The organism is Mesorhizobium sp. M7A.F.Ca.MR.176.00.0.0 (assembly GCF_004023165.1).
GTDB lineage: Bacteria > Pseudomonadota > Alphaproteobacteria > Rhizobiales > Rhizobiaceae > Mesorhizobium.
On sequence record NZ_RZTC01000006.1, the window covers coordinates 15,863 to 41,190 of the forward strand.

Sequence of the window (25,328 nt, forward strand, 5' to 3'; positions counted from 1 at the left end):
GCGGCGCTGCCGCGAGAATGGGCCGACTAGCAAGGCCTTATGTAATATAGCTGTCGGAGAAGAGTTCGCCTCAGGCGAATGCGGTTAGCTCGTTGCTTGTCGATTGACACCAAAGATGATTGGATCGATCAAAACGGGGGCGTTTGTGGGGCAGCTTGTTCAAGGCGACGACGGATCGCCCGTAGAGGAGGTCGGCGCCTGGGCCAAAACTAAGCACGAGTATCTATGTCGTTATGTCGACATCAGCCGTGGCGTCCGATCAAAATGGCTCGATCACGGAAAGGCTGGAGCAACTCTGATTGATCCGTTCTGTGGACCGGGCAGATGCAGGATTCGCGGCACCAATGAGTTCATTGATGGCGGTGTGGTTGCTGCCTGGAAGAAGAGTGCGGACAGCAGAACGCCATTCTCTGCGGTATATATCGGAGATATCGAACCCGGGCGGGTTGAGGCTTGCAAGAAACGGCTACAAGCGCTGAACGCTCCGGTCGTGGCTTTCACGGGTAATGCTGTTGCCACCATCAAGACGGTCGTCGGCGTTGTGAACCCTCATAGCTTGAATTTCGCATACCTGGATCCTTACAACCTGGAGACGCTCAACTTCGAGATGATCAGGACGCTGTCAGACCTTCGGTACGTCGACATGCTTGTACATGTCAGCCAAATGGACCTGCAGCGGAACCTCGACAAATACTCGTCGGGCGACTCGACGGTGTTCGATGCCTTCATTCCTGGCTGGCGTGACGCCATCAAAGCGGGAAACGCCAAGGCAACACGCCAGGCAATTTTGCGTTATTGGTCGGAACTTGTTGGACGACTCGGCGTATGGCCCTCCCCCGAACCCAAGCTAGTAACCGGACCCGGCAACCAGCCGCTATATTGGCTTCTGCTAGCCGCCAAGCATGAACTCGCTCTGGCGTTTTGGAAGGTCGCTGCCAACAACCAAAGACAGGGCAACCTTTTCTAGGCGGTAGCTGACGGCATCTCATCGTAGATACGACCATTGAGCATACGACCGGCGGCTTTCTTATTATTGCCTCCCCACTGCTTGAAGAAGAATGCCGTGCCCGCGCGTCGGCACATCGTTTCGATCTCGTCGACCCAGTGAGGATTCATATCCCGTGCCCCTGGCCCGCTTTCACCGCCAACGATTGCCCATTGAATACCGGTGAGATTGGCACCGGCCACAGATCCAATCAACGGCTCTAGAGAAACGAACCGGATTGCTGCTGGCACTCGGCGAAGGTCATCGAGTCTGCCCAGCACTCGATGGTCTTCAACGCTGGTCCCGAGCCAGACATTCGGCAGAACGGGAAAGTCGCCACGCGTCAGAACCTTGGCCATGACTTCCGGGCGCTTCGTTAGAATCTGATAAGTATGCCGTGGCGTCTCTTCCATCACAGCCCATACCTGCCGAATGAAATCGGCTGGCACATCGACATGAAAGAGATCGGACATCGAGTTCACGAAGACGCGGCGTGGTTTTGACCAAGTTGCGGGGATCGACAGCGATTTCGGATCGGTGATGACTTTGCCGGTCCACTTCGCCCGGCCACCCGTCTTCCGTGTTAAGCCCTGGTACTTGTTCATGCCCATGGCATCTAGTCGTGCCGCCATGCGCATCGCGTAGCAGTTCGTACAACCGGCGGTCAGGATCGTGCAGCCGGCCACCGGGTTCCACGTCGCGTCGGTCCATTCGATCGAAGTCTCAGCCATAGGAAGATTCTCCTTCACGTTGATGGTTAATTCAAGGTGATGAAGCTTCCGTTATCGAGTTCGACGGGTGAAGAGGTTCCGGCCATAGCCCACCAAAGAGCGGGAGAGCTATGGCCGAATTCTAAACACCGGAGCTACCTTCTCCGGCAATAGCATTCAGAGGCCGTTGTCCTTCAGCACCTGGGCGGCGTTTTCCTTGGTGATCTTCTCGGTCGGCAGAGTGATGGTCTTTTCGACCTTCTCGCCGTTGAGGAACTTGATCGCCTGGCGCAGGCCTTCGGCACCGGGAGTGACATAGGTGAAGGTCGCCGTCAGCTCGCCCTTGTTGACCATCTGCACGCCTTCGTTGGGCAGGCCGTCAATGCCGATGAACTTGATGTCCTTTTCGCGGCCGACATCCTTGGCGGCGAGATAGGCACCATAGGCCATCGGGTCGTTGTGGCCGTAAACGAGATCGATCTTCTCGTTGCTCTTCAGCGCGTTGGCCATCAGATTGTAGGCCTGATCCTGCTTCCAGTCGCCCGACTGCTGGTCGAGCAGATATTTGATGCCCGGCTCCTTGTCGGTGAATTCGTGGAAGCCGTCGTGGCGGTCATGCGCCGGCTGGGTGCCCATGCCGCCCCAGATCTCGACGACGTTGCCTGCAGCCTTGCCCTTGCCGCCAAGCAGTTCGACGGCATATTCGCCGGCCGCGCGGCCGATCAGCGCGTTGTCGCCACCGACGAACTGCGTATAGTCCTTGGTCTCGACATTGCGGTCGAGCACGAAGACCGGGATCTTGGCATCGATCGCCTGCTGCACGACGCCGGTCAGGCCGGCCGATTCCTTCGGTGACACCAGCATCGCATCGACTTCCTGGCGGATCAGGTTCTCGACATCGGCGACCTGCTTTTCGGTCTTGTCCTCGCCGTCGGTGATGATCAGTTCGACCTCGGGATGCTTGGCGGCTTCGGCCAGAATGTCCTTGTTGAACTGCGCGCGCCAGGGCTCGATGGTCGTCACCTGCGAGAAGCCGATCTTCCACTTCTTGTCCTGGGCGAAGGCATTGCCGGTGGTCAGCAGCGCGGTGGTGGTCAGCAGTGCCGCGGTCACGGCGGCAAGCTTCAACATGTCACGTCGTTTCATTTTTTGTTTCCTCCGAGATTGAGAGACGGTGTCTCTTGCGACGGCCGCTTTGCCGCGGCCGTTTCCTTGTGCGCCGATTGCCCGCCGGGCAGGCGCAGATAGGCCAGGAGATCACCGGCATTGCGCTCCTGCACGAGCACGGTGCCGATGATGATCATCCCCTTCAGCACCAGCTGAAGGTTCGAATTGATGTTGTGGAGCTGCAGGATGTTGGAGAGCAGACCGAAGATCAGCACGCCGCAGAACGTGCCGGTGAGGCTGCCGCGCCCGCCCATCAGGCTGGTGCCGCCGATGACCACGGCGGCGATGGCGTCGAGCTCCAGCCCGGCGCCGGCATCCGGCTTGCCTTGCCGGTACTGTGCGACATAGAGCACGGCGGCGATCCCGGCGAGCAGCCCCGAGACGGCATAGGTTGCGATCTTGACGCGGCCGGCGGCGATGCCGGAGAGGCGCGCCGCCTCCTCGTTGCCGCCGATGGCGTAGACGTAACGGCCGAACGGCGTGAAGCGCAGCACCGCGCCATAGATCAGGATGGCGCCGAGGAAGAACAGGCCCGGCATCGGGATGATGCCGAACACCAGCGAGCGCAGTATCTCGAAATCGGCGGTCGCGTTGGAGCCGGTATAGACCGGCAGCACCGCATTGTTCTGGCCGGCGGTCAACCGTGCGATGCCGAGCGCCGTCACCATCATCGCCAGGGTGACGATGAAGGGCTGCAGGCGCCCGGCAACGATGATGAAGCCGTTGAGCGCGCCGAACAGCAAACCAACGCACGGCGCCACCAGCAGCACGCCGAGCACACCGAATTTCGGCTCGATCTGCGGCAGCAGAAACCACAGCGACAGGCAGCACAGGACCACGCCGACGACGGCGGGCGTGACCAGGCCGCGAATCCCGTCCAGCTTGATCTCACGGAGGAGGTCGGCGCCGGCACGGGATTTTGCCAGGTTCTGGAAAATGAAACGGGTGACGACGAAACCGAGGCAAAGCGCCACCAGGGCGACGGTTGGCACGCCCAGCACGACGCCCGGCGTCACGCCTGGAACCGTCAGCAGCATGGCGCAGACCACCGAGCAGATGGCCATCAGCGAGCCGACGGAGAGATCGATGCCGCCGGTGATAATGACAGCCGTCATGCCAGTGGCGATCAGGCCGGTGGTCGACACCTGGCGCAGCACATCGAGCAGATTGCCGTAGGAGAGGAAGATGTTGTTGCCCTTCGAGCTCATCGGCGAGCCCAGGACACCGATCAGGAAGATGGCGATCAGGCCCCAATAGAGCTTGGTCCGGGACAGGAGTTTCAAAACGGTCATGCGGCTGGTCTCGATATGGTCCGGCGCGGGGCGGCGAGGCGCATGATGGCCTCCTCACTGGCCGCGTCGCGGGAAAGAATGCCTGTCTGGCGGCCATCGGCCATCACCAGGATGCGGTCGGAGAGGTGCAGCAGCTCCGGCAGTTCGGAGCTGATGACGGCGATGGCGAGACCGTCGCGCGCCAGCTTGAAGATCAGGTCGTAGATCTCGCGTTTGGCGCCGACATCGATGCCGCGCGTCGGCTCGTCGAGCAACAGCACCCTCGGCTTCGTCGCCAGCCATTTGCCGATGACAACCTTCTGCTGGTTGCCGCCCGACAGCGTACCGGCGGGCTGGTCGATGTCCCGGCAGCGGATGCCGAGGGCCTTGACCGCCTGCCGCGCCAGCCCCTGCTCGCCGGCCAGCGAGCGGATGCCGAAGCGGGCCAGCGAGCCGACCAGCGGCAGCGCGACATTGTCCGCGATCGAAGCCTGCAGATGCAGCCCTTGCGTCTTGCGGTCCTCGGTCACCAGCGCAATGCCCAGCCGCCTCGCATCGCGCGGCGAACGGATGTCCACGGGATGGCCGTCAATACGGATTTCGCCGCCGGTGCGGCCATCGCTCGAGCCGAAGATCGCTTCCAGGATCTCGGTGCGACCCGAACCCAGTAGCCCGCCAATGCCGAGGATTTCTCCGGCGGCAAGATCGAAGCGGACGCCGTCGATCACCGTGCGCCAGCCATGGGCATCGGGCTTCGACAGCGACAGGTTTTCGACCGAAAGCACGATATTGCCACCGGAATGGCGCTCTTCCTGGGAGGAAGCGAGCAGGTTGCGGCCGACCATCGCCGAAATGATCGCATCTTCGTCGAGCCTGGCCATCGGCTCGGTCAGCATATGGCGTCCGTCGCGAAACACGGTGACGCGGCCGGCCAGGTGCATGACCTCGTCGATGCGGTGCGAGATGTAGACGATGGCGACGCCGCTGTCGGCAAGCTGGCGGATGATGCGGAACAGCCGCTGGCATTCGGCCGGCGAAAGCGCCGAGGTCGGCTCGTCCATGATCAGGATGCGTGCCGACATCGACAGAGCCTTGGCGATCTCGACCAGTTGCTGCTCGCCGACGCGCAGGGCGCCGACGCGGGCTTGCGGATCGAGTTCGATGCCGAGCCGCTGCAACAAAGCACCTGCCGCGCGGCTGCTCGCCTTGCGGTCGACGATCAGCCCGGCGATCAGCTTCTCGCGGCCGAGGAAGATGTTGTCGGCGACGCTGAGTTCGGGCACCAGGTTGAGCTCCTGATGAATGATGGCGATGCCGGCATCCTCGGCGTCGCGCACGCCGGCGAAGCTGACGGGGCGGCCATCGACGCTGACCGTGCCTTCATAGCCGGTATAGACGCCGGAGAGGATTTTCATCAGCGTCGACTTGCCGGCGCCGTTCTCGCCCATCAAGGCATGAACCTCGCCGCGACGCAGCTCAAAGCCGACATCGACAAGCGCGGCGATGCCGCCGAAGCTCTTGGAAATGCGCTCGGCACTCAGAACGATGTGCGACCGATCGGCCGCACCGTGCTCCGGTGAAAGGGAATTGCTCTCTTGCATGACAATGGCGGCCTCCCTTCCGTCGTCGTCAACTTCCCGCAAACGCTAATCTAAACGTTTCGATCATGTCAAGCCGATATAAGGTGCCGGGCGTTTGATGCAATTCGATTCTTGCTTAAAAGGACAGGATTCCGTACGTATTGGCCAGCAAGGGTGGCGAAACGTTTCGAAAATGACAGCGTCAGGGCAAAAAAGACACCGCAAATCCACCGCGCCCACCATGCTTCATGTGGCTGAAGCGGCGCGTGTTTCTGTCGCCACCGTTTCGGCGCTGATCAATGGCACGGCGACGGTCAGCCCGGAGCTTAGCCAGCGCATCGAGCAGGCAATCCGCGATATCGGCTACAAGCGCAACGCGATCGCCCGCAGCCTGAAGATGGGCACGACCCGCACCATCGGACTGACCGTGCCGCACATCACCAACCCGTTCTTCACCGATGTCGTCTCGGTCATCCAGCAGGCCTTCGACCGGGCCGGCTATGCCGTCATGCTGTGCTGCACGGACGAGGATTTGAACACCCAGGACGACCAGATCAGGCTGCTGCTCGACCGCATGGTCGACGGGCTGATCGTGGCGCGCGTCGGCGACGGCGCGATCCTCAAGCGAATCGTCGACGACGCCAACGTGCCGGTCGTGCTGCTCGATCGTATCTGCAAAGGCATCGACACCGATGCCGTGGTGCTGGACAACCAGCGCGCGGTGTTCGACGCCATCACCTATCTGATCAATCTCGGCCACCGGCGCATCGGTTACATCACCGGCACCTCGGACATCTCGCCGATGCATGACCGCATGGCGGGATATCGCGAGGCGCTTCACGCCGCCGGCCTGCCGATCGCCGAGGAGTTGATCCGCTTCGGCAATTTCCACGAGATCGACGGCTATAACGAAACCATGCAGATGCTTTCCTCGCATGATCGGCCAAGCGCGATCTTCTCGGCGAACAATCCGATGGTGATCGGCACCATGAAGGCGATCCGCGACATCGGCCTGTCCTGCCCGGAAGATATTTCGGTCGCCTGCTTCGACGACTTTCCATGGTCCGACGTGTTCCAGCCGCAGTTGACCACGGTGGCCCAGCCCGTGCAGGCGATCGGCGAACAGGCGGCCAATCTGCTTCTCGATCGTCTCGCCGGCAACAGGGACGCGCCGCCGCGCAAGCTTTTGCTCAAGGGCAGGCTGATGATCCGCAATTCATGCCGTCCGCTCGGCGCGATTGCGCAGAGCGTGAGCGCGTAGCCTTCCCCCGGCGTAAGTCGTACCAGGATTTGTCAGGCCGCCTGCGACAGGGATTTGTGCGCGTCGGCCAGGATCTCGAACGATCGCACCCGTGCCGCATGATCAAAAATCTGCGCGGTGACCATCAGCTCGTCGGCACCGGTGCGGCGCACGAAGGCATCGAGGCCTTGCCGCACGGTTTCCGGAGAGCCGACGACGGCGCAGGACAATGCCTGGCCGAGCATTGTCTTTGCCATCGGATCGAGATCGCGGTCATAGTTCTCGACAGGTGGCGGCAGCCGGCCGGCCCGACCGGTGCGCAGATTGACGAAAGCCTGCTGCAGCGAGGTGAACAACAAACGGGCCTCCGCATCGGTGGGCGCGGCGAAGACATTGAGGCCAAGCATGACATGCGGCTTGTCGAGCTGCTCGGACGGCTGAAAGCGCGAGCGGTAGACATCCAGCGCGTGATCCAGCTCCGCCGGCGCGAAATGCGAAGCGAAGGCGTAGGGCAGGCCGAGCATGGCGGCGAGCTGCGCGCCGTAGAGGCTGGAGCCGAGGATCCAGACCGGCACGTTCTGGCCTTCGCCGGGCACGGCGCGAATTCGCTGGCCTTCCTCGCCCGGCTGGAAATAGCCCATCAGCTCGACGACATCCTGAGGGAAATTGTCGACCCCGGCCTCGAGATTGCGGCGCAAGGCACGGGCGGTGCCCATGTCGGTGCCGGGCGCCCGGCCGATGCCGAGATCGATGCGGCCCGGATGCAAGGCGGCCAGCGTGCCGAACTGCTCGGCAATCACCAGCGGCGAATGGTTGGGCAGCATGATGCCGCCGGCGCCGACGCGAATGGTCTTGGTACCGCCGGCGACATGGGCAATGACGACGGCTGTGGCCGCGCTGGCGATACCCGGCATGTTGTGATGCTCGGCCAGCCAGAAACGCTTGTAGCCCAGGCGCTCGGCATGGCGGGCAAGATCGAGCGAGTTGGCCAGCGACTGCGAGGCATCGCTGCCTTCGACGATCGGCGACAGGTCGAGAACGGAAAGAGCGGTCATGGATGGGATCCTGTGTCAGGACCGCATGTAGGAAGCATCCGGCGGCGCCGCAAATTCAAAAATATTGATCAGCCTTTGATAGCTTCGGGGTCGGCGATGTCGTCCTCCTCGACGACAACCGCGTGCTGCGCGGCGAGAAAATTGCCGACATGGCTGAGCCCGTCGAAATGATCGCAGAATACCTTGATGACGACCAGCAGCGGCACCGCCATCAGGGCGCCGACGAAGCCCCACAACCATGACCAGAAGGCGATGGCGATCAAGATTGCCACGGCGTTGATCTCCAGGCGCCGGCCGACCACCATCGGCGTCACGAACTGGCCTTCGACGATGTCGCACAAGATCACGAAGGCCGGCGCCAGAAGCGCGTAGAAGATGGTATCGAAGCTGATCAACGCCATGACCGTGACAAGCACGATGGTGATCAGCGCTCCGACATAGGGCAAGAAGTTGAGCAACGCCGCGGCGGCTCCCCAGACCAGCGGATTGGGCATGCCGAGCGCCCACAGACCAAGAGCGATGACCGTGCCGAGGCCGGCATTGATGATGGTGACGGTGAGCAGATAGTGCGAGATTTCGCGCTCGACGTCATAGACGACGCGCAGCGCCCGTTTCTTTTCGCTGAGGCTGGCGAAGGACTGGATGATCTTTTCATAAAACATCGTGCCGGAGGCGAGCAGGAACAGCGACAGCACGAAGATGATGGTCAGGCCTGTCCCGGCCGACAGGATGTTGCTGGCGGCCGCCGACAGGATGCCGGACTGCGCCATCGCCACCCTCTGGATGCCCGGCTCCTGCGACGTCTGGGTCAGCTGTTCGATCTGATGCGAAATCTGCATGATCTTCTCGAGTGGGCGGCGCAATTGCGCCAGCCGTTCGGCAAGTTGCTGGCCTATCGAAGAGGTGTTGTTGATGAGGTCGATGATCGGTCCGCTGAGCAGGTAGCCTACGCTGGCAAAGATGCAGATCGACAACAGCACCAGAAGGGTCGCCGAAACCACTTCGGAGATGCCGTGCCTGCGCAGGAGCCTAACGATCGGCGTCAGCGTCAGCGCCAGCAGGAAAGCCAGAATGACCGGCATGAAGAAAGCGCGAGCGAAGTAGAGCGCATAGATGGCCATGAACAGGAAAATGCCGACGAGCAGCGAGCGCATCAGATGCGTGTCGGCGCGGGCCGCAACGCGCGAATCCGACTCGTCGGCGATGGCGCGGCCCAAGGCAGCGGGTTCGGTTTTCATGCTCACCCTCGAGCCGGCGCCCTCGGCGATCGGCTATTGCTTGCATGAACGCAGAGTTATGGGCGCAGGTTCCATGAGCCGGCTTCCGGAATGAGGCCCGTTTGCACGGGTCCGGAAATCAGAGCGCGCCGCAGCATCCAGGCCTGCACTCACGGCATTGGAAGAGAGATTTGGCTTTCTTCCGAATGTCGTGGCGACGCGGACGAAAAATCCGGCCTTCTCAATTGCAGCAGCCAGCAGCCGACATTTCCGTCAGGCTGCCGGCGCGGTGACGGCTGTGCCAGCCCTGGCTGTTTCCTTGCGCACGATCGGCGCCACCCTGGTGCCGTAGAGTTCGATCGCCTTCATGATCTTGGCATGCGGCATGGTGCCGATCGCCATTTGCAGCAGGAAGCGGTCATTGCCGAAGATCTTGTGCTGGGCGACGATTTTTTCGGCCACTTGCTCGGGACCGCCGACGAACAACGCGCCGTTCGGGCCGCGCGACTGGTCGAAATGCGCTTGGGATGTCGGACCCCAGCCGCGCTCGCGGCCGATGCGGTTCATCACCTCCGCCTGCGGGCCGTAAAAATCGTCGGCCGCCTGCTCGGTCGTCTCGGCGATGAAGCCGTGCACGTTGATGCTGGTGGCAAGGCCCGCCGGGTCACCGCCGGCGCGCTTGGCGGCCTCACGGTAGAGATCGAACAGCGGCGCGAAGCGCGCCGGCTCGCCGCCGATGATGGCGAGCGCCAGCGGCAGGCCGAGCGCACCCGCGCGGGCGGCAGACTGCGGCGTGCCGCCAATGGCGATCCAGACCGGTAGCCTGTCCTGGAACGGCCGGGGATAAACGCCGCGATCGTTGATCGGCGCGCGCAGATTGCCGGACCAGGTAACCTTCACGCTGTCGCGGATGGCAAGCAGCAGATCGAGCTTTTCGGCGAACAGTTCGTCATAGTCCTCGAGGTTGTAACCGAACAGCGGGAAGGATTCGATGAACGAGCCGCGCCCGGCCATGATCTCGGCGCGGCCGCCCGACAGAAGGTCGAGCGTGGCGAACTGCTGAAAAACGCGCACCGGGTCATCGGAAGACAGAACGGTGACGGCACTGGTCAGCTTGATGCGCTTCGAGCGCTCGGCGGCCGCGGCCAGGGCCACGACCGGTGCGGAGGCGGCATAGTCGGGCCGGTGATGCTCGCCGAGGCCGAAGACGTCGAGGCCGACCTGATCGGCCAACTCGACCTCCTCGATCAGGTTGCGCAGCCGCTCATGCGGGCCGATGGCGCCGGGGCCCGGCTGCGGGCTGACGTCGGCGAAGGTGTAGAGACCGAGTTCCATCTAATGTGATCCTGGTGTTGGAATTTGCCGCTAGACGTAGCCATCCGCCAACCTCGCCGCCAGAGGCGCGACGGTGAACAGTGCATGTCGTGTTCGGTTCAATCTCTTCGTCGCAATTCCCAAGGGAAAGCGCTGCGCGCTTTTCCCGGAAAACCATTTCACACTTTCCCTGAAATTGCTCCAAAGGCGTCTCCCGAGTGCAACAGCCGACAATTTCATGGCTGCCATGCCGTTTTGGCGCTTGAACTCTCGGTTTTCGCGCGTATGTAAGCGTCGCGAATTGACTTCAGGGAAGTGGACTTGGCTATCTACAGGGAAAAAGACGTTTTCGAGCGGCGCAATGCCGCAAACGAGGCAAAGAAGGCGCTCCTCGAGCGCTTCAAGGCAAAGCCGGCGGCGGATGATCCCGCTGTGCTGGCGCGGCAGGCTGAACGCAAGGCGATTCTTGCGGCCCGCGAAATCCGCGAGGCTGAAAAGGCTCGGCTGAAGCAGGAGAAGCTGGCACGCGAAGCGGTCGAGAAGGCCGAGCGCGAGGCAGCAGCCGAAGCGGCACGTATCGCCGCCGAGGAAGCTGCACAGGCTGAGGCCAAGATTCGGGAATCCGAAGAGAACGAGCGCATCGCCCGTTTTCTGGCCGACGAAGCCGAACGCAAGGCCAAGCGTGACGCGCGTTATGCGGCACGCAAGCAGCGCACCGGCAGGACGCCGCCGGGCTTCTCCGCCCGCTAGCCTCAGGATTACCGAAGCAGCCAGCTTCGACAATCAGGGTCGCCTCACAGCGGCCCTGAAGGTGTTTGTCCCATGTCGCCCAAATATTGGTCCCGGTTCTGGGAGAACGACATGCGCAAACCAAAAGACCGTCAGGCGGCGAACTTCAGCCCCATGATGCCGCAGACGATGAGCGCGATGCAGGCCAGCCTGATCGCGGTGGCTGGTTCGCCGAGCAGCCAGATGCCGAGCAGTGCCGTACCGACGGTGCCGATGCCGGTCCACACCGCATAGGCGGTGCCGACGGGCAGCGCCTTCAGCGCCAGGCCGAGCAGAGTGAGGCTGACGACCATAGAGGCAACGGTCAGCACGGTCGGCACCAGCTTCGAGAAGCCATCTGTGTATTTGAGGCCGATTGCCCAGCCGATCTCGAACAGGCCGGCGAAAAAGAGAAGAATCCACGACATCGACAACGCTCCATCAGAGCATCGGACCGAAAAGCGATTTTCGGCGTCCGACGATAGTCAAACAATGGCGGGTCGTCCCGTCCGGATTTTGGGGAAGCGCGAGGTCGTCCCCGCCATGCCAATATAGGAATTTCGAGCGCTCGATCAACAGCGGCCGGCAACAGTGTCGCCGGCCGTAACCCTTATTGCGAAGTGGATCGCCGGACCTACTTGTCCTTGAGCTTCATCGCCTTGACCGGCGGCGCCTTCAGCGCGGGAGCCGGAGCGGGCTTCTTGGCGTCCTTCTTCGGCTTGCGGGCTTCCTTGCCTGCCTTCATCGCACCTTTAGCCATGATTCGTTCCTCCTGATGTGGGACGCCAAGTGAAACAAGAGAACCGCCCGACCGCAAGGGGTTAGCGACCGTTGCCGGCGTCGCCGGATCGCTTTCAACCGGTTTCTAATTTGCTCGTAAACCATGACGGTCCGTGCGATGGTCATTTTCGCACTGCAGCATCGACCCGAGCTTCGCCGGGTGATCGTCAGGCAGGCCGTCAGGACGACAATGCGAATCCACATCGGCTGCGAGATGAGCTTCGACTTTCCGCAGGAAACGCCGCTCATCGCGATGCTGAATGTGCATTATTCGCGTGCCTCCGATCTCGAGCGGCCGGATTTCCTGATTTCCAACCCGCCGGTGCCGATCGAAAGCTATCGCGACAGTTTCGGCAATTGGTGCAACCGGTTCGTCGCGCCGCCCGGGCGTTTCACCTTCGGCACCGACGCGGTGATCCGCGATCCCGGCACTTTCGAGATGGGCGATCTGATGGCCTGGCAGCACGAGGTTCGCGACCTGCCGGCGGACACGCTGCTGTTCCTGCTGCCCAGCCGTTTTTGCGAAAGCGACCTTCTGGCTGATGAAGCGTGGCGGCTGTTCGGCAACACGCCGCTGGGCATTCCGCGCGTGCAGGCGGTCTGCGACTTCGTCCACAACCACATCGTCTTCAACTACGGCAATGCTCGGCCGACACGCACCGCTGCGGAAGCGTATCGCGAACAGAGCGGCGTGTGCCGAGACTACGCGCATCTCGCCGTCACCTTCTGCCGGGCGCTCAACATCCCAACGCGCTACTGCACCGGCTACATCAGCGACATCGGTATGCCGAAACCATGGGCGAGCATGGATTTCTGCGCCTGGATGGAAGTCTATCTCGGCGGCCGCTGGCATGTCTTCGACCCGCGCAACAATGCACCGCGCATCGGCCGCATCCTGATCGCCTCCGGCCGCGACGCCGCCGACGTGCCGCTGACCCATATATTCGGCCCGGGAACGCTTGCCGGCTTCAAGGTGTGGACCAGCGAGATCGTCGAGTAGTCGCCGTTTTCCATAGGCCGATCTCTCATGACCGCTGGCTTGGACGACCCGACATTCGCGCGGTGTGATGCCTGTGGAGCTTTAGCGGCCTGGCCGCTAGACTGCGCCTTGAATGGGAACAAATGCCATGGCCGGGCACGGCGGCTCAAAAAAGGTGATCTACGCGGCGCTCGCCGGCAATTTCGCCATCGCGCTGACCAAGTTCGCCGCCGCCGCCTTCACCGGCAGTTCGGCGATGCTGTCGGAGGGCGTGCATTCGCTGGTCGATACCGGCAATGGCGGCCTGCTGCTCTACGGCATGCACCGCGCCGCCCGCCCGGCCGATCGCACGCATCCGCTCGGTCATGGCCGCGAACTCTACTTCTGGAGCTTCATCGTCGCGCTCCTCGTCTTCGCGCTGGGCGCCGGCGTGTCGTTCTACGAAGGCGTGATCCATATGATGGCGCCGGAGCCGGTCGCCAACGCCGAGGTGACCTACGTCGTGCTCGGCCTTTCCTTCCTGTTCGAAGGCAGTTCGTGGTGGGTGGCGCTGAAGGAGTTCCGCCAGCAGAAGGGCAAGCAGGGCTGGCTGCGGGCGGTGCAGTCGAGCAAGGATCCGAGCGTCTACACCGTGCTGTTCGAGGACAGTGCAGCACTTCTCGGCCTGATCGTCGCGTTCGCCGGCATCCTGGCGGCGGAAGTTCTGGAGATGCCGGAACTCGACGGCGCCGCCTCGATCGGCATTGGGCTGATCCTGGGTGCGACGGCAATCTTCCTGGCCCGCGAAAGCAAGGGACTGCTGATCGGCGAGCCGGCATCGCCCGAGGTGCAGATGAAGGTGCTGGCGATCGCCCAGCAGGATCAGGCGGTGCAGCGGGCGAACGGCGTCCTGACCGTCCATATGGGGCCGGCAGAGATCGTCGCCGGCCTGAGCATCGAGTTCGAGGACCATTTGACGGCGCCCGAGATCGAAGCTTGCGTCGAGCGCCTGGAGGCGCAGCTGAAGAAGGAAATGCCGGAGATCACGCGGCTGTTCGTCAAGCCACAGACGGCAGGCACCTGGGAGAAGCGGCGCAAGCTGATCGACACCGCATCCGATCCGGCTCTGGACTAGCGCCGCGCCATTGCCTGGCTGCCTTGACCCGCTAGATTGAAGGGACTTTGGAGGAACGAAGATGAGAATAGACGGCGGCTGTCATTGTGGCGCCATCACTTACGAGGCCGAGGTCGATCCGGAAAAGACCACGATCTGCCACTGCACGGATTGCCAGCAACTGACCGGCACGGCTTTTCGCCTGACCGTTCCGGCGCCGGAAAGCAACTACCGTATCACCAAGGGCACGCCGAAGATCTACATCAAGATCGTGGCGAGCGGCGCCAAGCGTGTCCAGGCCTTTTGCGCCGACTGCGGTTCGCACCTTTACGCCACGTCTGTCGGAGATGGTCCGAAGGTCTATGGAATTCGCGTGGGGACCGCGCGGCAGCGCCAGGATTTGATCCCGACACAGCAGAAATGGCACCGCTCGGCGCTGCACTGGCTGCCTGAATTTCAGGGCATGACCACGTTGGAGGAGCAGTAGCGCCGGTCCGGCACCGCGCCTCAATCGTCGCCTTCGACGACCCTCAGCCTGAGCTGCCCGGTTTTCGAATCGGCAACGCGCGCGCCAGTATCGACCTTCGCGGCGGGAGCCCGTGACGCTGCGTCCGCGGCGGCATCGCCGTCGGGCTGCGCGCCGAATTCCAGTGCCTCGATCTTCTGGCCGCGCTTGGTGACCTTCGACGTCGAAACCAGGATGTCGTCGATGTCCTTGGCTGACTGACCGAAATGCACCTGCAGCTTGCGCACCCGCTCGTCGACGCGCGCGACATCCTCCATCAGCCGGATGACTTCGCCCTGGATAAGGTGCGCCTGTTCGCGCATGCGGGCATCCTTGAGGATCGCCTGGATGACCTGGATCGACAGCATCAGCAATGACGGCGAGACGATGACGATTCGGGCGCGGTGCGCCTTGTGGATGATCGCCTCGAAATTCTCGTGAATCTCGGCGAACACCGATTCCGAGGGCACGAACATGAAGGCGGTGTCCTGCGTCTCGCCCTGGATCAGGTATTTTTCCGAGATATCGCGGACATGGATCTCGATGTCGCGGCGGAAGGCCTGCGAGGCGGCCTTCTGCAGGTCGGCGCCGTCGGCGGCGCGGATGGCGTTCCAGGCTTCGAGCGGAAACTTGGCGTCGATGGCCAGCGACGGTGCGCCGTTCGGCATCTTCACCAGGCAGTCAGGACGGCTGCCGTTCGACAGCGTCGCCTGGAATTCATAGGCGCCGTGCGGCAGGCCGTCGGCAACGATCGCCTCCATGCGAGACTGACCGAAGGCGCCGCGCGTCTGCTTATTGGAGAGGATCGCCTGCAGCTGCACCACTTGGCCGGCGAGCGACTGGATGTTGCCCTGCGCGACATCGATGATGGCCAGCCGCTCCTGCAATCTGGCCAGGCTCTCATGCGTGGATTTGGTCTGCTCGGTCATGGTCTGCCCAAGCCGGCCGGTCATGGCGTCGAGGCGCTGACCGATCGATTGCGTCAGCTCCGCCTGCCGTGCGCCGAACACTTCGGCGATGGCGCCCATACGACCCTGCATTTCGGCCTGGCTTTGCAGAATGCCGGCCATCCGCACTTCCGCATCGCGGGCATGATCGGCGGCTTCCGCAGCCGCGACGGCGCGCGCCTTCGCCGACCGCCACAGCGCAATGACCAGCGCCACGAACAGGGCCAGAAACAGCAAAGCGCCGAAGGCCAGCGCATGGCCGAGCGTGACGGTTGTGGCGCCAAGCCGGGCGACAGGTTCGGAAAGGATGGTGCTCAAATCATTCATGTGGACAGCATAAACGATTCGCGCTGCCGGCACAGATCAAAACGTGAACGAGCCTCCAGCCTACCGGTTGACGCTTTTCTCTGGAGGTCTTAGGTGGAACGCCATGCCGATCAAGCCGCTCATCATTCTTCCCGACCCCATCCTGCGCCAGGTTTCCAAGCCCGTGGCGCGTGTCGACGCGCCTTTGCGCAGATTAGCCGACGACATGCTGGCGACCATGTATGACGCACCGGGTATCGGGCTGGCGGCAATCCAGATCGGCGAGCCGCTGCGATTGCTGGTCATCGATCTGGCCAAGGAAGACGAGACGCCGGGGCCGCATGTCTTCATCAATCCGGAAATCCTGGAGAGCGCAGATGCGCGCTCCGTCTACGAGGAAGGCTGCCTGTCGATCCCGGATTATTACGCCGAGGTCGAACGCCCGGCCGCCGTGCGGGTCAAGTATCTCGACCGCGACGGCAAATTGCAGGAGATGGAGGCCGAAGGCCTGATGGCGACCTGCCTGCAACACGAGATCGACCACCTCAATGGCGTCCTGTTCATCGACCACATCTCGAAGCTGAAGCGCGACATGGTGGTGAAGAAATTCAAGAAGCTCGCCAGGGACAAGGCGCCGGGCAAGCTGGCGGGATAGGAATCATTCGAGCACGCCACGCAAAACCCAATCCCTGCCAAGCTCGAACGCTTTTGCACCGATCTCTAATGCAAGCGCGCGAGATTCTGGCGAGATGATCAGCACCAGAGAGACAACCACGGCTAACACCATCAGTAGCAGGGTGTTATAAATGGCGAAATCGCTCTCTCTTCGCCTCGACAATTCGCCTTTCTCGTAACGTTCTTCGACCGATTTGTATTCAGCTATTGGCTTCCTGCGTTTCCCAAAGGGATTTTGAGCGCGCTGCATATGAAGCTCCCAGGACAGATCCGCGAAGCATAGGCCTGAACAGTTGGTGTAGACTTAACGGACCGTTTTGAGTGGCTGGGTGAAGGGGCGGAACTCTTGTTGATCAATGACTCCGGGGATGATATCAATGATATCAAATCTTGGAGGCATCCATGGGCGATATGTTGATTAGAGATATTCCCGAACCCTTGAAGCGCGAAATCGAACACGCGGCGCGCAAGGGCGGCCAAAGTCTGTCGGGCAAGGCGATCGATCTCTTGCGTAAAGGCATGGTCGCGGAGAAAGAAGCCAAACCGGAGCCGGGACTTTCCGCGTGGGATGCCATTCGTTCGGCGTTCGCTGCTGAAAATGCAATAGGCGATGAATTTTCCGAGATAATGGACCAAATCGAAGCGGACGGAAAACGCGACTTCGGCCATCCAGTCGAGGATTTCGAGTGATTATCCTCGATACCAATGTTGTTTCCGAAGCCAGCAAGCCGGCGCCCGACTTGAATGTCTCCGCCTGGTTCCGCAAACAGGATCTTCTCGCACTCTACATGTGTGGGCCAGTCATCATGGAGCAGTCTTTCGGGGCCGAACGGTTTTTGAACAAGACGGGATCAGACCGTTATATTCGCGTGCTCGATCAGCTGATTTCGCAGCAGTTCGCCGGCCGTATCGTGGACTTTTCCGGTTCGATCCCCCGACTTGCCGGCAAGCTGCGGGCGACGCGGGAAAGAATTGGCCGTCCGATCAGTCTTTCCGACGCCATGATTGCCGCGATCTGCCTCGCCCATGATGCGACGCTTGCCACGCGCAACGTTCGCGACTTCGACGGGCTTGACCTGAAGCGCGTAAACCCGTTTGAAGCGGATGCTTGAGCCGGCACACGGCGCGAGCAAGAAGACAGGATACCGGAAGAAAAATGCCCCTTCGCGTCATCTTCATGGGCACGCCGGAGTTTTCGGTGCCGACTTTGCGCGCGATCGCCGAGGCTGGCCATGAGATATCGGCCGTCTATACCCAGCCGCCACGCGCCGCAGGGCGGCGCGGGCTGGAGTTGACGCCATCGCCGGTGCAGCGCGAGGCAGTGCGGCTGGGCATCGAGACCCGTACACCTGTCTCGCTCAAAGGCGAGGCCGAGCAGGCCGCTTTCCGTGCCTTGCAGGCCGACGTCGCCGTGGTCGTCGCCTATGGCTTGCTGCTGCCGAAGGCGGTTCTGGAGGCGACCCGGCTCGGCTGCATCAACGGCCATGCCTCGCTTCTGCCGCGCTGGCGCGGTGCCGCGCCGATCCAGCGCGCCATCATGGCCGGCGACCTGGAAAGCGGCATGATGGTGATGCGCATGGAAGAGGGGCTGGACACCGGCCCGGTCGGGCTGGTTGAAAAATGCGCCATCGAACCCGATATGACAGCCGGCGATCTGCATGATCGGTTGATGAGTGTCGGTGCTGCCTTGATGGTGGAAGCGCTGGCGCGACTGGAAAGGAATACCCTGACATTCACCACACAAGCTGTGGATGGGGTGACCTACGCCAAGAAAATCGATAAATCCGAGACTCGCGTGGACTGGACTCGCTCAGCAAGTGAGGTCCACAATCATATTCGCGGCCTGTCGCCCTTTCCCGGCGCGTGGTCGGAGATAGGAATTGGCGGCCGTCAGGAGCGGCTGAAACTGCTTCGCTCGACGCTGTCGCAAGGCCTGTCGCTTTGGGAAGAGTTGGGCGAGTCGGGAGGAATTCTCGATGACCGGCTGACGGTCGCCTGTGGGGCAGGCGCGATCAGGCTGGTCGAAGTTCAACGCGCGGGCGGAAAGCCCGCTGCCGCGTCGGAGTTCCTGCGCGGGGCCAAGATCGAAAAAGGACTGAAATTCTCATGAGCATGATGTCGATACGCGCGGCAACGCCGCGGGATCGCGAGGCCATCCGCCTCGTCGAGGAACACGCTTTCGGCCAGCAGGCGGAGGCCGGTCTGGTCGACGCGCTGGTGACCGGCGGCGACGCTGTTGCCGAACTGGTGGCGGAAGAGGACGGCCAGGTGGTCGGCCACATCCTGTTTTCGCGGCTGTTCGTCCAGAATGGCGGCAAGACTTTCGCGGCCGTGGCGCTGGCACCGCTGGCGGTGGAGCCCTCGTTCCATGGCAGCGGCATCGGCGGCGCGCTGATCCGCGAGGCGCATATCCGCCTCAGGGATGCCGGCGAAACGCTGGCCGTGGTGCTCGGCGACCCCATCTATTACGGGCGTTTCGGATATAGCCACACGCGTGCCGAGAACTTCGAGAGCGAGTACCAGGGCGAAGCGCTGCAGGCGCTGGCCTGGGGTGACGCACCAGAAGCAGGCAGGCTAGTCTACGCCTCTGCCTTCACCGCTCTCGCCGCCTAGGCGAGAGCGTATAGCCGCCCGGCATGCCGCGTTTTCGCCTCGACATCGAATATGATGGCAGTCTGTTTGCCGGCTGGCAGCACCAGGCGGATCAGCCTTCGGTGCAACAGGCGATCGAGCGGGCGATCGAAAAATTCTGCGGCGAAGCGATCCGGCTGCGCGCCGCCGGCCGCACCGATGCCGGCGTCCATGCGACCGCGCAGGTGGCGCATGCCGACCTCGCCAAGGCGTGGCCGGGCGACAAGGTGCGCGATGCCGTCAACGCCCATCTGCAGGCGGGCGGGGCGCGCATCGCCATCCTGAAAGCGACAGTCGTCTCCGACAGCTTCGACGCCCGCTTCTCGGCCATCGGCCGCCACTATCTCTACCGCATCCTGAACCGCCGTGCCCCGGCCGCGCTCGACAAGGGCAAGGTATGGTGGGTGCCGAAGCGGCTCGACGCCGGCGCCATGCACGAAGCGGCGAAAGTCCTGCTCGGACGGCATGATTTCACCACCTTCCGCTCGACCCAGTGCCAGGCCAACAGCCCGATCAGGACGCTGGAACGGCTCGATGTGAGCCGACAGGGCGACATGATCGAGGTCAGGGCTTCGGCGCGCTCATTCCTGCACAATCAGGTACGTTCGATGGTCGGCTCGCTCAAGCGCGTCGGCGACGGCGGCTGGACCGCGGCCGACCTGAAAACGGCGCTCGAGGCGCACGACCGCGCCGCCTGTGGCCAGGTGGCGCCGCCCGACGGGCTGTTTCTCACCGGTGTCGATTATCCAGTCGAGACGAGCCCGGACAGGCTCTGAACTCCGACATCCTCCGGCACGGTGATGCCGAGCAGCGCCTGCAGGCCGAACAGCACCAGCAGCGAGGCGATGAACATGCCGACGAAAACGGCGGTGCCGACCGATGCGCCCCTGCCGATCGTGGCGTTGGTCATGCGCCAGATCAGCACCATCGACAGGGCAAACAGGAACAGCGACACAAGGCTCGCAGCCTGGCTTGCGGACGACAGGAAAAGCCGGATCAGCGCCGAGGGCAGCATCAGCCATGCGGTGATGGCCGAAGCCCAGTTGCTGGCGACGACGTAGTGGACGAAGCGGCCGCCGATGCCGGCGCGCGGTGCGATCAGGGCGAGCGCAACCAGCGGCAGCACCCAGGAGCCGATGTCGACCGTCGCCAGGCGGACCAGCATGCTGAAGCGGCCCGCGAAGGCGTCGGGATCGCCGATTTCGTTGGCGATGCCGACCCAGCCGACGATCAGCGCCGGTGCTGCAACGACAATGGCGAAGAAGGAATTCCAGAAGCCGTCGGCCGACAGGTCGAGCAGGCGCAGACCGTCGGCCTTGCCGAGCATCAATCGCCAGGCGCCCGTCAGCGAAGCTTGGGTTTCGTCCGCTGAAAGCATGCTGTTCAGCCCTGTCCGAACCAGTCTTCTATGAAGCGCTGGTAGATTTGCGTCAGCGTTTCCAAATCGGCAATGGCGACACGCTCGTCCACCATATGCATTGTCTTGCCGACCAGCCCGAACTCGACCACCGGACAATAGTCCTTGATGAAACGCGCGTCGGACGTTCCCCCGGAGGTGGACAGCGTCGGCTCCTTGCCGACCGCCGACTTGATCGAGCCGCGCAGCGTTTCGATAAGCCTGTCGTCGCGGGTCAGGAAGACATGGCTCGGCCGGTCGCGCCAGACGAGCTCGTAGTCGACCGGCGTCTTCTTGCCCTGCCGGTACTTCCTGCGCCTGGCCGCCTGGTCGAGCCGGTTGTGGATCTCGGCCTGCAGGGTCTCGTCCGTCCAGGTGTCGTTGAAGCGGATGTTGAAGGTCGCGGTCGCTTTGGCCGCAATGACATTGGTGGCGGGGTTGCCGACATCGATGGAGGTGATCTCCAGATTGGTCGGCTGGAAATCCCTGGTCCCCTTGTCGAAAACCGGATGCAGCAAGGCGTCGACCAGGCTCATCAGCCCGCGCACCGGATTGTCGGCAAGCAGGGGATAGGCGACATGGCCCTGGCGGCCATTGACGGTGACCGCGCCGGACATCGAGCCGCGGCGGCCGATCTTGATCATGTCGCCGAGAGCGTCCGGATTGGTCGGCTCGCCGACGACAGAGGCATCCCATTTCTCGCCCCGCGAAGCCGCCCATTCGAGCAGCTTCACCGTGCCGTTGATGGCCGGGCCTTCCTCGTCGCCGGTGATCAGCAGCGAGACCGACCCTTTCGGACCGCCATTGGCCTCGACATGGCGCGCCACGGCGGCGATGAAACAGGCAATGCCGCCCTTCATGTCGACGGCGCCGCGGCCATACATCTCGCCATTGGCGATCTCGGCGGCGAAAGGCGGATGCGTCCAGGCGGCTTCGTCGCCGACAGGCACCACGTCGGTGTGTCCGGCGAACATCAGATGCGGGCCATTGCCGGAGCGCCTTGCATAGAGGTTTTCGATATCGGGCGTGCCGTCTTCGGAAAACACCGGCCGATCGACCAGGAAGCCGAGCGGTTTGAGCATCGTCTCCAGCGCGGTCAGCGCGCCGCCCTCAGCGGGCGTCACCGAAGCGCAACGGATAAGGGCGGCGAGGTTTTCGGCGGGATCGGTCGGCAGCGTCATGGCAAAAGCGATAGTCGAAAGCGCAGGGCCTGTCACGGCCAGACATAGGGGCCAGCGTCATGGCTGGCGATGCCGCCGATATTATGGTTTTCATGTCGTATAGCTCCGACCCGGCGCGGGACAGGATGGCAGACAAGGACAGAAGGATCGTCATAGCCGGTGCCGGCAGCATCGGCTGCTATGCCGGCGGCTGCCTGGCGCTGGCCAACCGAGAGGTCATTCTGCTGGCTCGGCCGCGCATCGAGGCAGCGTTGCGGCAGGATGGATTGCGGGTCAGCGACCTCCAGGGCCGCGATCGCTCGATCAAGCCCGAGGCGCTTGTCGTCACAGCCGATCCCGCCGTCGCCTTGCCGCAGGCGGACGTGATCCTGGTCACGGTCAAGAGCGGCGCCACCCAGGACATGGCAGATCTTATCAAAGCCCATGCCCGGCCCGACGCCGTGGTGATCAGCCTGCAGAACGGTGTCGACAATGCCGACAAGCTGCGCGCTGAACTTGCCGGACGTACGGTACTGGCCGGCATGGTGCCGTTCAATGTGGTGCAGTCGCCGGATGGCGAGCTGCCGCTGCGCGTGCACCGCGCCAGCGACGGCACGGTAATGGTCGAGGATGGCGCCGCCGGCCTGGTCGGCCTGCTTGGCGTCGAAGGGTTTGCGGTCGAAGCCCATGGCGACATGAAAGCCGTGCTGTGGGGCAAGCTGCTGATGAATTTGAACAACGCGCTGGTGGCGCTTTCCGGCCTGCCGCTGGCGACCGAACTGGCCGATCGGCGCTGGCGGCTGATCCTGGCCAGCCAGATCGACGAGGCCCTGAGAGCGATGAGAGCGTCCGGCATCGAGCCGGCGCGGATCGCCGGCCTGCCGCCGGCCTTGCTGCCGAAGGTGCTCAGGCTGCCGGACTGGCTGTTCAAGCTGCTGGCGCGGCGCTTGCTGGCGATCGACCTGCAGGCGCGCTCGTCGATGTGGGACGATCTTCAGCGCGGCCGGCCGACAGAGATCGACGACCTGCAAGGCGCCATCTTGCAGCTGGCGGGGAAGGCCGGCACGCCCGTGCCGACGGTTCAGCGGGTCACCGCTTTGGTGCGCGCGGCGGAAGCGGAGCGGCTTGGCTCGCCGGGCCTGGCGCCGGAGCGGGTTGTTGCACCGGCCGGCCGTCGATCAACGTGATCTTCTGCCAGATTTTCCGCGACAGGTTGGATGCCAGGTTCTCGATGTCGTTGACGCCGTCGATGACCACGTCGTCATTGACCGACTGTGCGAACAATGCGGCGATCTTGCCCGTGATCGACAGCATTTCGGAGCAATAGTCGAGGTAACGCGCCAGGTCGGCGGCATTGGTGATGCGGGCCGGCGAGTGCGCCGTCGGCTTGAAATCGGCCGAAAGGGCTGCCGGATCCTTGGTCAGCTGGTGCATGTCGATGACATGGATCAGCGAACGCAGGCCGTGCAGCTGGCGAAACACCCTTTTGCGCTTGATGCGCTCCTCGGTGCGGATCAGAGCAAGCAAGCCCAACACAGCGAGTATGACGGTGTTGATCGAAGCCTCTATGCCTTGCACCGACTGCAGGGCATCGTGGGTTCCCGAAATGCGGTCGATCGGCAAGATGGTACCGACGAACAGGAACACCAGCACACCCGTGACGAAGGCGGCGACGATGAGCCCGCGCAGCCACCAGATCGGTGCTTCGAGCACCTTGGCCGCCTTGGCCAGATCGCGCGACAGCGAGACCAGTTCGGCGGCGACGCCACGCAGTCCCGCTTCGGGGAAACGGTCGGCGATCCGCTCTTCCAGCCGCTCGGCGGTTTCGACGATCAGTTTCGGATCAAGCGTGCGGTAGCGCATGTCCGATCGGCCCTCAGGATTGTTCCGGCTCGTTGGTGCGCCGGCCATAGCGGTTGGGTCCAGGCTGCCCCGGAAACAGGCACAACACAAGGAAGGCGACGATCGAGACCACCGGCACGAACAGGATCAGCGCGGCAATGCCCGGCTTGTCCAAATCGTGCAGCCGCTTCACCGCCAGCGCGATGTTCGACCACAGCGAGGCGATGAAGGCGACGAAGAAGATGAACGACCACATGTTGCTCTCGGCCGAACCTTCCGGCACCAGCGTGAAGCGGTAGAGCGGGAAGGCCTGGATGATGGCGACGAGCAACCCGCCAAGAAAATAGGCCGCGCGACTGACGCGGCCCGAGGTTTTGAAGAAAAGCCAGGTGAGATCTGATCTGTCAGGCAAGCGGGTCCGGTCCATATTGATTGGCGCCTCTGGCGCCTTCGAGAATGCCGCACTCCACCAGAAACCAGATCGGGCCGATGAGCGGCACCAGCATGATCAGGCTCCACCAGCCCGACTTGCCGCGATCATGCCAGCGCTTGGCGTAGACTGCGAGCGCGAAATAGATCGAGGCCAGAGCGATGAGAATGCCGATGATGCCGATCTGGGCGCCACTGGCGGTGGTGAGACGTGTACCGAGGATCGCATCGAGAATGAAGGCAACGATACCAATGACGATGAAAACGCCAATCGCGGCCCAGAACTTGCCACGGTTGATGCGACCATCAAAACTTGTGAGCAGATACTTCCAGTCCATGTCACCCCTCCATCTTGAACCAGCGCGACCGATTGTCGCGCCGGCGGAGGGTGCGCTCGCTTTGCGCAAAGATCAATCGCGCAGCAATTCGTTGATCGAGGTTTTGGAGCGGGTCTTGGCGTCGACACGCTTGACGATGACGGCGCAGTAGAGGTTGGGACCCGGCTCGCCGTTCGGAAAGGGCTTGCCCGGCATCGTTCCGGCGACGACGACGGAATTGGGCGGCACTTCGCCATAGAAGATCTCGCCGGTGGCGCGGTCGACGATCTTGGTCGACTGGCCGATGAAGACGCCCATGCCGAGCACCGAGCCTTCGCGCACGATGCAGCCCTCGACCACCTCCGAACGCGCGCCGATAAAACAATTGTCCTCGATGATGGTCGGGCCGGCCTGCATCGGCTCCAGCACGCCGCCGATGCCGACGCCGCCGGACAGATGCACGTTTTTACCGATCTGGGCGCAGGAGCCGACCGAGGCCCAGGTGTCGACCATGGTGCCGCTGTCGACATACGCGCCGACATTGACGAAGGACGGCATCAGCACGGCGCCCGGTGCGACATAGGCCGAACGGCGCACGACCGACGACGGCACGGCTCGGAAGCCCGCCTTTTCGAAATCGACGGCACTCCAGCCGTCGAACTTCGACGGCACCTTGTCCCACCACACCGCCTCGCCGGGCCCCCCCTTGATGATCTCCATCGGGTTGAGCCGGAACGACAACAGCACGGCCTTCTTCAGCCACTGGTTGACATGCCACTTGCCGTCGGCCTGCCGCTCGGCGACGCGGACGGCGCCGCGGTCGAGCAGATCGAGCGCCGACTGGATGGCGTCGCGCGTTTCGCCGCGCGTTGCCGTCGAAATCGCGTCGCGTTCCTCGAAGGCCTTCTCGATGGTCTTTTCGAGGCTCGCCAGATCGGGCTTCGACATGAATTCGCTCCAT

30 protein-coding genes are annotated in these 25,328 nt (G+C 62.9%); 13 read left to right on the forward strand and 17 right to left on the reverse strand.

What is annotated here, in order from left to right; genetic code table 11:
• Nucleotides 1–115: 115 nt before the first annotated feature.
• On the forward strand, nucleotides 116–967 hold the full coding sequence (locus tag EOB59_RS03705) for a three-Cys-motif partner protein TcmP (RefSeq protein ID WP_127395505.1): 852 nt from the start codon (nucleotides 116–118) through the stop codon (nucleotides 965–967).
• Here EOB59_RS03705 and EOB59_RS03710 read toward each other — a convergent pair.
• The 4 genes from EOB59_RS03710 to EOB59_RS03725 all read right to left on the reverse strand — a co-directional run bounded on the left by EOB59_RS03710 (nucleotide 964) and on the right by EOB59_RS03725 (nucleotide 5,734).
• Nucleotides 964–1,716 carry a DUF5131 family protein gene (locus EOB59_RS03710; protein ID WP_023810743.1) on the reverse strand — a complete coding sequence of 251 codons (753 nt, stop codon included), beginning with the start codon at nucleotides 1,714–1,716 and terminating at the stop codon, nucleotides 964–966. The two genes, EOB59_RS03705 and EOB59_RS03710, sit on opposite strands and share 4 nt — an antisense overlap.
• Nucleotides 1,717–1,872: 156 nt before the next feature.
• The gene (locus EOB59_RS03715; protein WP_128287698.1) at nucleotides 1,873–2,841 is read right to left on the reverse strand and encodes a substrate-binding domain-containing protein; all 969 of its coding nucleotides are present in this window, start codon (nucleotides 2,839–2,841) and stop codon (nucleotides 1,873–1,875) included.
• The gene (locus EOB59_RS03720; protein ID WP_127322601.1) at nucleotides 2,838–4,154 is read right to left on the reverse strand and encodes an ABC transporter permease; all 1,317 of its coding nucleotides are present in this window, start codon (nucleotides 4,152–4,154) and stop codon (nucleotides 2,838–2,840) included. The genes EOB59_RS03715 and EOB59_RS03720 overlap by 4 nt, the downstream gene beginning before the upstream one ends.
• A complete protein-coding gene (locus tag EOB59_RS03725) occupies nucleotides 4,151–5,734 on the reverse strand; it encodes a sugar ABC transporter ATP-binding protein (protein ID WP_128287699.1) in 1,584 nt (527 codons plus the stop codon). The genes EOB59_RS03720 and EOB59_RS03725 overlap by 4 nt, the downstream gene beginning before the upstream one ends.
• 220 nt (nucleotides 5,735–5,954) lie before the next feature.
• Between EOB59_RS03725 and EOB59_RS03730 the strand changes: the two genes are divergently transcribed.
• Nucleotides 5,955–6,974: a LacI family DNA-binding transcriptional regulator gene (locus tag EOB59_RS03730; protein ID WP_127267670.1), complete on the forward strand. Its 1,020-nt coding sequence runs from the start codon at nucleotides 5,955–5,957 to the stop codon at nucleotides 6,972–6,974.
• A gap of 32 nt (nucleotides 6,975–7,006) precedes the next feature.
• On the opposite strand, the gene EOB59_RS03735 is transcribed toward EOB59_RS03730, so the two are convergent.
• The 3 genes from EOB59_RS03735 to EOB59_RS03745 all read right to left on the reverse strand — a co-directional run bounded on the left by EOB59_RS03735 (nucleotide 7,007) and on the right by EOB59_RS03745 (nucleotide 10,560).
• Nucleotides 7,007–8,008, reverse strand: coding sequence for an LLM class flavin-dependent oxidoreductase (locus EOB59_RS03735; RefSeq protein WP_128287700.1), 1,002 nt, complete (start codon nucleotides 8,006–8,008; stop codon nucleotides 7,007–7,009).
• A 68-nt stretch (nucleotides 8,009–8,076) separates the two neighbouring features.
• Nucleotides 8,077–9,246 (reverse strand): AI-2E family transporter, encoded by a 1,170-nt coding sequence (locus EOB59_RS03740; protein WP_127267668.1) that lies wholly within the window; start codon nucleotides 9,244–9,246, stop codon nucleotides 8,077–8,079.
• A gap of 252 nt (nucleotides 9,247–9,498) precedes the next feature.
• The gene (locus tag EOB59_RS03745; RefSeq protein WP_128287701.1) at nucleotides 9,499–10,560 is read right to left on the reverse strand and encodes an LLM class flavin-dependent oxidoreductase; all 1,062 of its coding nucleotides are present in this window, start codon (nucleotides 10,558–10,560) and stop codon (nucleotides 9,499–9,501) included.
• Between the two features lie 300 nt (nucleotides 10,561–10,860).
• On the opposite strand from EOB59_RS03745, the gene EOB59_RS03750 reads away from it, so the two are divergent.
• Nucleotides 10,861–11,289: a DUF6481 family protein gene (locus tag EOB59_RS03750; RefSeq protein WP_023761392.1), complete on the forward strand. Its 429-nt coding sequence runs from the start codon at nucleotides 10,861–10,863 to the stop codon at nucleotides 11,287–11,289.
• Nucleotides 11,290–11,420: 131 nt separating this feature from the next.
• On the opposite strand, the gene sugE is transcribed toward EOB59_RS03750, so the two are convergent.
• Nucleotides 11,421–11,735, reverse strand: coding sequence for a quaternary ammonium compound efflux SMR transporter SugE (gene sugE, locus EOB59_RS03755; RefSeq protein ID WP_013528463.1), 315 nt, complete (start codon nucleotides 11,733–11,735; stop codon nucleotides 11,421–11,423).
• A gap of 206 nt (nucleotides 11,736–11,941) precedes the next feature.
• Entirely contained in the window at nucleotides 11,942–12,067 is a 126-nt protein-coding gene (locus EOB59_RS37140) for a hypothetical protein (RefSeq protein WP_013528464.1), read from the reverse strand.
• 210 nt (nucleotides 12,068–12,277) lie between these two features.
• Here EOB59_RS37140 and EOB59_RS03765 point away from each other — a divergent pair, with 210 nt between their 5' ends.
• The 3 genes from EOB59_RS03765 (at nucleotide 12,278) to EOB59_RS03775 (ending at nucleotide 14,646) form a co-directional block, all read left to right on the forward strand.
• Nucleotides 12,278–13,087: a transglutaminase family protein gene (locus tag EOB59_RS03765; protein WP_027040094.1), complete on the forward strand. Its 810-nt coding sequence runs from the start codon at nucleotides 12,278–12,280 to the stop codon at nucleotides 13,085–13,087.
• A gap of 127 nt (nucleotides 13,088–13,214) precedes the next feature.
• Entirely contained in the window at nucleotides 13,215–14,180 is a 966-nt protein-coding gene (locus EOB59_RS03770) for a cation diffusion facilitator family transporter (protein WP_128287702.1), read from the forward strand.
• A 61-nt stretch (nucleotides 14,181–14,241) separates the two neighbouring features.
• Complete coding sequence (locus tag EOB59_RS03775) at nucleotides 14,242–14,646, forward strand: GFA family protein (protein ID WP_128287703.1); 405 nt, start codon at nucleotides 14,242–14,244, stop codon at nucleotides 14,644–14,646.
• A gap of 20 nt (nucleotides 14,647–14,666) precedes the next feature.
• Here the strand turns inward: EOB59_RS03775 and EOB59_RS03780 are convergent, their stop codons facing one another.
• Entirely contained in the window at nucleotides 14,667–15,938 is a 1,272-nt protein-coding gene (locus EOB59_RS03780; protein WP_128287704.1) for a DNA recombination protein RmuC, read from the reverse strand.
• A 103-nt stretch (nucleotides 15,939–16,041) separates the two neighbouring features.
• On the opposite strand from EOB59_RS03780, the gene def reads away from it, so the two are divergent.
• Nucleotides 16,042–16,572, forward strand: coding sequence for a peptide deformylase (gene def, locus EOB59_RS03785; protein WP_128287705.1), 531 nt, complete (start codon nucleotides 16,042–16,044; stop codon nucleotides 16,570–16,572).
• Between the two features lie 3 nt (nucleotides 16,573–16,575).
• Here def and EOB59_RS03790 read toward each other — a convergent pair whose 3' ends face one another.
• Nucleotides 16,576–16,842: a hypothetical protein gene (locus tag EOB59_RS03790; RefSeq protein ID WP_128287706.1), complete on the reverse strand. Its 267-nt coding sequence runs from the start codon at nucleotides 16,840–16,842 to the stop codon at nucleotides 16,576–16,578.
• A gap of 152 nt (nucleotides 16,843–16,994) precedes the next feature.
• Here EOB59_RS03790 and EOB59_RS03795 point away from each other — a divergent pair, with 152 nt between their 5' ends.
• From EOB59_RS03795 to truA, 5 genes are read left to right on the forward strand one after another with little or no spacing between them, the layout of a single operon-like run.
• A complete protein-coding gene (locus tag EOB59_RS03795; protein WP_127328141.1) occupies nucleotides 16,995–17,282 on the forward strand; it encodes a plasmid stabilization protein in 288 nt (95 codons plus the stop codon).
• The gene (locus tag EOB59_RS03800) at nucleotides 17,279–17,704 is read left to right on the forward strand and encodes a type II toxin-antitoxin system VapC family toxin (protein WP_127328140.1); all 426 of its coding nucleotides are present in this window, start codon (nucleotides 17,279–17,281) and stop codon (nucleotides 17,702–17,704) included. Before EOB59_RS03795 ends, EOB59_RS03800 begins: the two co-directional genes overlap by 4 nt.
• A 44-nt stretch (nucleotides 17,705–17,748) precedes the next feature.
• A complete protein-coding gene (fmt, locus tag EOB59_RS03805; RefSeq protein ID WP_128287707.1) occupies nucleotides 17,749–18,702 on the forward strand; it encodes a methionyl-tRNA formyltransferase in 954 nt (317 codons plus the stop codon).
• The gene (locus EOB59_RS03810) at nucleotides 18,699–19,205 is read left to right on the forward strand and encodes an N-acetyltransferase (protein ID WP_127398815.1); all 507 of its coding nucleotides are present in this window, start codon (nucleotides 18,699–18,701) and stop codon (nucleotides 19,203–19,205) included. Before fmt ends, EOB59_RS03810 begins: the two co-directional genes overlap by 4 nt.
• Before the next feature lie 23 nt (nucleotides 19,206–19,228).
• On the forward strand, nucleotides 19,229–19,999 hold the full coding sequence (truA, locus tag EOB59_RS03815) for a tRNA pseudouridine(38-40) synthase TruA (protein ID WP_127318314.1): 771 nt from the start codon (nucleotides 19,229–19,231) through the stop codon (nucleotides 19,997–19,999).
• On the opposite strand, the gene EOB59_RS03820 is transcribed toward truA, so the two are convergent.
• Together EOB59_RS03820 and dapE are read right to left on the reverse strand one after the other, a co-directional pair.
• Nucleotides 19,966–20,601 carry a transporter gene (locus EOB59_RS03820; RefSeq protein WP_127808364.1) on the reverse strand — a complete coding sequence of 212 codons (636 nt, stop codon included), beginning with the start codon at nucleotides 20,599–20,601 and terminating at the stop codon, nucleotides 19,966–19,968. The genes truA and EOB59_RS03820 overlap by 34 nt on opposite strands.
• A 5-nt stretch (nucleotides 20,602–20,606) precedes the next feature.
• Complete coding sequence (gene dapE / locus EOB59_RS03825) at nucleotides 20,607–21,800, reverse strand: succinyl-diaminopimelate desuccinylase (RefSeq protein WP_127273255.1); 1,194 nt, start codon at nucleotides 21,798–21,800, stop codon at nucleotides 20,607–20,609.
• A 125-nt stretch (nucleotides 21,801–21,925) separates the two neighbouring features.
• Between dapE and EOB59_RS03830 the strand changes: the two genes are divergently transcribed.
• A complete protein-coding gene (locus tag EOB59_RS03830) occupies nucleotides 21,926–22,966 on the forward strand; it encodes a 2-dehydropantoate 2-reductase (RefSeq protein ID WP_128287746.1) in 1,041 nt (346 codons plus the stop codon).
• On the opposite strand, the gene EOB59_RS03835 is transcribed toward EOB59_RS03830, so the two are convergent.
• From EOB59_RS03835 to dapD, 4 genes are all read right to left on the reverse strand, one after another.
• Entirely contained in the window at nucleotides 22,869–23,642 is a 774-nt protein-coding gene (locus EOB59_RS03835; protein WP_127318320.1) for a hypothetical protein, read from the reverse strand. The genes EOB59_RS03830 and EOB59_RS03835 overlap by 98 nt on opposite strands.
• 13 nt (nucleotides 23,643–23,655) lie before the next feature.
• A complete protein-coding gene (locus tag EOB59_RS03840) occupies nucleotides 23,656–24,033 on the reverse strand; it encodes a DUF805 domain-containing protein (RefSeq protein ID WP_023810766.1) in 378 nt (125 codons plus the stop codon).
• Entirely contained in the window at nucleotides 24,026–24,388 is a 363-nt protein-coding gene (locus EOB59_RS03845) for a DUF805 domain-containing protein (protein ID WP_127318322.1), read from the reverse strand. Before EOB59_RS03845 ends, EOB59_RS03840 begins: the two co-directional genes overlap by 8 nt.
• Nucleotides 24,389–24,460: 72 nt before the next feature.
• Nucleotides 24,461–25,315: a 2,3,4,5-tetrahydropyridine-2,6-dicarboxylate N-succinyltransferase gene (dapD, locus tag EOB59_RS03850; RefSeq protein ID WP_127269742.1), complete on the reverse strand. Its 855-nt coding sequence runs from the start codon at nucleotides 25,313–25,315 to the stop codon at nucleotides 24,461–24,463.
• Between the last annotated feature and the right edge of the window lie 13 nt (nucleotides 25,316–25,328).

Excerpts from the sequence above, each read along its gene's own strand:
- EOB59_RS03705 (WP_127395505.1), top strand. The coding sequence starts at position 116 with ATGATTGGATCGATCAAAACGGGGGCGTTTGTGGGGCAGCTTGTTCAA.
- EOB59_RS03710 (WP_023810743.1), bottom strand. The coding sequence starts at position 1,716 with ATGGCTGAGACTTCGATCGAATGGACCGACGCGACGTGGAACCCGGTG.
- EOB59_RS03715 (WP_128287698.1), bottom strand. The coding sequence starts at position 2,841 with ATGAAACGACGTGACATGTTGAAGCTTGCCGCCGTGACCGCGGCACTG.
- EOB59_RS03720 (WP_127322601.1), bottom strand. The coding sequence starts at position 4,154 with ATGACCGTTTTGAAACTCCTGTCCCGGACCAAGCTCTATTGGGGCCTG.
- EOB59_RS03725 (WP_128287699.1), bottom strand. The coding sequence starts at position 5,734 with ATGCAAGAGAGCAATTCCCTTTCACCGGAGCACGGTGCGGCCGATCGG.
- EOB59_RS03730 (WP_127267670.1), top strand. The coding sequence starts at position 5,955 with ATGCTTCATGTGGCTGAAGCGGCGCGTGTTTCTGTCGCCACCGTTTCG.
- EOB59_RS03735 (WP_128287700.1), bottom strand. The coding sequence starts at position 8,008 with ATGACCGCTCTTTCCGTTCTCGACCTGTCGCCGATCGTCGAAGGCAGC.
- EOB59_RS03740 (WP_127267668.1), bottom strand. The coding sequence starts at position 9,246 with ATGAAAACCGAACCCGCTGCCTTGGGCCGCGCCATCGCCGACGAGTCG.
- EOB59_RS03745 (WP_128287701.1), bottom strand. The coding sequence starts at position 10,560 with ATGGAACTCGGTCTCTACACCTTCGCCGACGTCAGCCCGCAGCCGGGC.
- sugE (WP_013528463.1), bottom strand. The coding sequence starts at position 11,735 with ATGTCGTGGATTCTTCTCTTTTTCGCCGGCCTGTTCGAGATCGGCTGG.
- EOB59_RS37140 (WP_013528464.1), bottom strand. The coding sequence starts at position 12,067 with ATGGCTAAAGGTGCGATGAAGGCAGGCAAGGAAGCCCGCAAGCCGAAG.
- EOB59_RS03765 (WP_027040094.1), top strand. The coding sequence starts at position 12,278 with ATGCGAATCCACATCGGCTGCGAGATGAGCTTCGACTTTCCGCAGGAA.
- EOB59_RS03770 (WP_128287702.1), top strand. The coding sequence starts at position 13,215 with ATGGCCGGGCACGGCGGCTCAAAAAAGGTGATCTACGCGGCGCTCGCC.
- EOB59_RS03775 (WP_128287703.1), top strand. The coding sequence starts at position 14,242 with ATGAGAATAGACGGCGGCTGTCATTGTGGCGCCATCACTTACGAGGCC.
- EOB59_RS03780 (WP_128287704.1), bottom strand. The coding sequence starts at position 15,938 with ATGAATGATTTGAGCACCATCCTTTCCGAACCTGTCGCCCGGCTTGGC.
- def (WP_128287705.1), top strand. The coding sequence starts at position 16,042 with ATGCCGATCAAGCCGCTCATCATTCTTCCCGACCCCATCCTGCGCCAG.
- EOB59_RS03790 (WP_128287706.1), bottom strand. The coding sequence starts at position 16,842 with ATGCAGCGCGCTCAAAATCCCTTTGGGAAACGCAGGAAGCCAATAGCT.
- EOB59_RS03795 (WP_127328141.1), top strand. The coding sequence starts at position 16,995 with ATGGGCGATATGTTGATTAGAGATATTCCCGAACCCTTGAAGCGCGAA.
- fmt (WP_128287707.1), top strand. The coding sequence starts at position 17,749 with ATGCCCCTTCGCGTCATCTTCATGGGCACGCCGGAGTTTTCGGTGCCG.
- EOB59_RS03810 (WP_127398815.1), top strand. The coding sequence starts at position 18,699 with ATGAGCATGATGTCGATACGCGCGGCAACGCCGCGGGATCGCGAGGCC.
- truA (WP_127318314.1), top strand. The coding sequence starts at position 19,229 with ATGCCGCGTTTTCGCCTCGACATCGAATATGATGGCAGTCTGTTTGCC.
- EOB59_RS03820 (WP_127808364.1), bottom strand. The coding sequence starts at position 20,601 with ATGCTTTCAGCGGACGAAACCCAAGCTTCGCTGACGGGCGCCTGGCGA.
- dapE (WP_127273255.1), bottom strand. The coding sequence starts at position 21,800 with ATGACGCTGCCGACCGATCCCGCCGAAAACCTCGCCGCCCTTATCCGT.
- EOB59_RS03830 (WP_128287746.1), top strand. The coding sequence starts at position 21,926 with ATGGCAGACAAGGACAGAAGGATCGTCATAGCCGGTGCCGGCAGCATC.
- EOB59_RS03835 (WP_127318320.1), bottom strand. The coding sequence starts at position 23,642 with ATGCGCTACCGCACGCTTGATCCGAAACTGATCGTCGAAACCGCCGAG.
- EOB59_RS03845 (WP_127318322.1), bottom strand. The coding sequence starts at position 24,388 with ATGGACTGGAAGTATCTGCTCACAAGTTTTGATGGTCGCATCAACCGT.
- dapD (WP_127269742.1), bottom strand. The coding sequence starts at position 25,315 with ATGTCGAAGCCCGATCTGGCGAGCCTCGAAAAGACCATCGAGAAGGCC.